The organism is Streptomyces sp. NPDC059900 (assembly GCF_050270335.1).
Taxonomy (GTDB): domain Bacteria; phylum Actinomycetota; class Actinomycetes; order Streptomycetales; family Streptomycetaceae; genus Streptomyces.
Map to the genome: position 1 here is coordinate 1 of NZ_JBNNJZ010000923.1, position 2,138 is coordinate 2,138.

3 protein-coding genes are annotated in these 2,138 nt (G+C 69.4%); 2 read left to right on the top strand and 1 reads right to left on the bottom strand.

Going from position 1 to position 2,138, the window contains the following annotated elements; all coding sequences use genetic code 11:
• Nucleotides 1-718: hypothetical protein (locus tag ACQKIP_RS45725; protein ID WP_427745701.1), on the top strand; the 718-nt coding region annotated here is incomplete at its 5' end.
• A gap of 42 nt (nucleotides 719-760) precedes the next feature.
• Nucleotides 761-1,006 carry a hypothetical protein gene (locus ACQKIP_RS45730; protein ID WP_365864937.1) on the top strand — a complete coding sequence of 82 codons (246 nt, stop codon included), beginning with the start codon at nucleotides 761-763 and terminating at the stop codon, nucleotides 1,004-1,006.
• A 115-nt stretch (nucleotides 1,007-1,121) separates the two neighbouring features.
• Here the strand turns inward: ACQKIP_RS45730 and ACQKIP_RS45735 are convergent, their stop codons facing one another.
• Nucleotides 1,122-2,045, bottom strand: a complete 924-nt coding sequence (locus tag ACQKIP_RS45735; protein WP_365864939.1) for an arginase family protein — start codon at nucleotides 2,043-2,045, stop codon at nucleotides 1,122-1,124.
• Nucleotides 2,046-2,138: the final 93 nt, after the last annotated feature.

The window sequence follows — 2,138 nt, forward strand, 5'->3', positions numbered from 1 at the left end:
GACCGTCGACGGGGCGGCGGCGCTCAGCGCACAGAATCCGTACTTGATATGCGGGGGACTTATGAGTACTTCTGAGGATTCGTCATCGTCTTCAACTGTCCCGGCGGGGGACCTGGAGCGGTTGCTCATCGGGGCCGCGGATCTGGCCCGAGCGGGCCTGGAGGACTTCACCGAGCTGGCCTCGCCCTCGTCCGACGAGGACCCGCCGCCGATGACCGGCCCCACTGCGGAAAGCACGGCTCTGCTGAACCGGACGTTCACCGACAAGCCTCCCCGGGAGGTCAGGACCTCGTTCGCGACCGCCGACTCCTCGATCCTCGTCGATGAAGGGGTCTCGGAACGGACCGCGGGAGCTGCCGCGGCCTGGATGGCCGACATGCGGCAGGTGTACGCCCAGTGCCCGGCGTGGACGGTCAGCGCCGGCGATCAGGAAATCCCCCTCCAGGTGGTGGACCCGGCCGACGATCCGAGCAAGCCGCTCGAGGTCGAGCAGCGGTTCGGCGACGAGGCCCTGATGCGGACGATGCTCGCCGGTTCGCCCGGGCAGCAGGCCCGGATCGCCACGCTGCTGGTACGCGACGGCGACCGGGTCCTGGAGCTGACGTTCCGCAGCCTGGAGACCGAGCCCGGCAGCACCGCGGCGACCCAACTGCACACCGCAATGGGGAAGTTCCTTGACCTGGCTCCGGCGAAGTTCCTGGGAAGACCGGTCAACTAGAGATCCCTTGGTCGAAGTCGAGGTGGAGAGTTGGGGAGGCGCATGAGCGACAGCCAGATCACGATCAGACTCACGTCGGATGAGGCCTTGGTGCTGTCCGATTGGCTGGAGAAGCTCCAGATGACGGACCTCAGTCGCGTCATCGACGATCCCGCCGTGTGGTCACCGATCCGCCGCATCGCCGGAACGCTGAACACGACACTCCCCGAGTTGTTCGCGGCGGACTACGGCCAGCGACTCGACGCAGCACGCCAGCGGCTTCGGACGGAGAACGACTGGGCGAGGTGACCCCCCTCTGTAGTTGACCGCGGGGGGTCGGTGGCCATAGCGCGAGTGCGGCCGTTGGCCAGGCGCCGATGGCAGTTTGGTGTGCGCCTACAGGCCCGCCCTCCCCGGGCGCCGATCAGGGGGCGGCCGGGCCCGCTTCGGGTCCGGGGCGGGCGAAGGCCTCCTGGAGGATGTCGGCCAAGAGGGCCGCGCCGGAGCCGTCGGGGTCGAGATCGGGGTCGTAGATGGTGAGGTTGAAGCCGACGCACCGGTCCGATTGCACCAACGTCCTCAGCAGCGGGACGAGTTCGTCGGGCAGCAGCCCGCCGGGGTCGGGGCTGTCGACGGCAGGCATGACCGAGGGGTCCAGGACATCCGCGTCCAGGTGCACCCAGAACCCCTCGGTCACCGGTACTTCAAGCGTCTGCACCACCGCGCCCGCCAGTTCCTCCGCGCCCCACTCCCGGATCTCCCCGACCGTCGCGTTCATGATCTTCAACTCGGTGAGCTCGGCCCGCTCGTCGTCGTAGTCCCGGATGCCGAAGACCCGTACATCCTCATCTCTGATGTACGGCCGCAGCCCTTCGAGGTCCGTCAGGTCCCTCTGGCCGCGGCCGGTGGCGATGGCCAGCTCCTCGCCGCCCGCGGCACCGATCCGGTCGGAGTTCCCGGGATGGCGGAAGTCCGCGGAGCCGTCGATGACGGCGATTCCGTACCGCCCGATGCGGCGCAGGGCCAGCGAGGCGCCCAGCTGGATGGAACAGTCCCCGCCCAGGACGACCGGGAAGTCACCGGCCCGGACGTGGCGTTCGATGCGGTCGGCGAGCTTGCGGGTGTACGTGGCGATGGCCTCGGCGTTGAACACGCCGTCGCCCTCCTGCCAGCCGCCGCGGTCGTAGCGGGGCGGAACGACTACTCCGCCCTCGTACGCCCCGATCCGCTGGACCAGCCGCTGCTCGCGCAGCGCGCCCGCGAGCTTGTAGCACCCGGGCACACTGCCTTCGGTGGGCGGCCGGAGACCGAGATTGGACGGAGCATCAATGACCACGAGACGGCGCATCCGGCCATTCTGTCCGCGCGGAGCGGTCCAGGCCACAGCATTTGGCCCGCGGGCAGGCAGACCACGGCGGCCGGGCCGCCGTCCGTACTGGCT

Excerpts from the sequence above, each read along its gene's own strand:
- ACQKIP_RS45735 (WP_365864939.1), bottom strand. The coding sequence starts at position 2,045 with ATGCGCCGTCTCGTGGTCATTGATGCTCCGTCCAATCTCGGTCTCCGG.
- ACQKIP_RS45730 (WP_365864937.1), top strand. The coding sequence starts at position 761 with ATGAGCGACAGCCAGATCACGATCAGACTCACGTCGGATGAGGCCTTG.